This is a genomic window from Pseudoalteromonas sp. c7(2019), assembly GCF_011378625.1.
Classification (GTDB): Bacteria; Pseudomonadota; Gammaproteobacteria; order Enterobacterales; family Alteromonadaceae; genus Pseudoalteromonas; species Pseudoalteromonas arctica.
Genome location: NZ_WTKS01000053.1, coordinates 226 through 851, shown reverse-complemented (window position 1 = coordinate 851; position 626 = coordinate 226). Strand labels below are relative to the sequence as shown.

1 rRNA gene is annotated in these 626 nt (G+C 43.2%); it reads right to left on the bottom strand.

Going from position 1 to position 626, the window contains the following annotated elements:
• Nucleotides 1-371 (bottom strand): 16S ribosomal RNA (locus GQR38_RS19955); the annotation flags it as partial.
• Between the last annotated feature and the right edge of the window lie 255 nt (nt 372-626).

Genomic DNA, 626 nt, shown 5'->3' with positions numbered 1-626 from the left:
GGCTTGCGCCCATTGTGCAATATTCCCCACTGCTGCCTCCCGTAGGAGTCTGGACCGTGTCTCAGTTCCAGTGTGGCTGGTCATCCTCTAAGACCAACTAGGGATCGTCGCCTTGGTAAGCCATTACCTTACCAACTAGCTAATCCCACTTGGGCTACTCTTATGGCGTGAGGCCCGAAGGTCCCCCACTTTGATCCGGAGATGTTNCGTTTCCAACTGTTGTCCCCCACCATAAGGCATATTCCCAAGCATTACTCACCCGTCCGCCACTCGTCAGCAAAGTAGCAAGCTACTTTCTGTTACCGTTCGACTTGCATGTGTTAAGCCTGCCGCCAGCGTTCAATCTGAGCCATGATCAAACTCTTCAATTTAAAGTTTAATTTGCACTTAATTAAAAGTGCGACTCAATACTACTGACTAAAACTTACTGCTAATGACTTATATAAATATAAGCAATTAACAATTTATTATTCTGAAATAATGAATTATTTCGTGTGTCACTATTATTGATGTTGCCTTTACAAGAAAGGACTTTGATTTTTTTGAAATCACATCAACAACAAGTGCTCACACAGATTGTTTGATTAAATTGTTAAAGAGCGTGCCTTTCGGCTAGGCGGCGTATA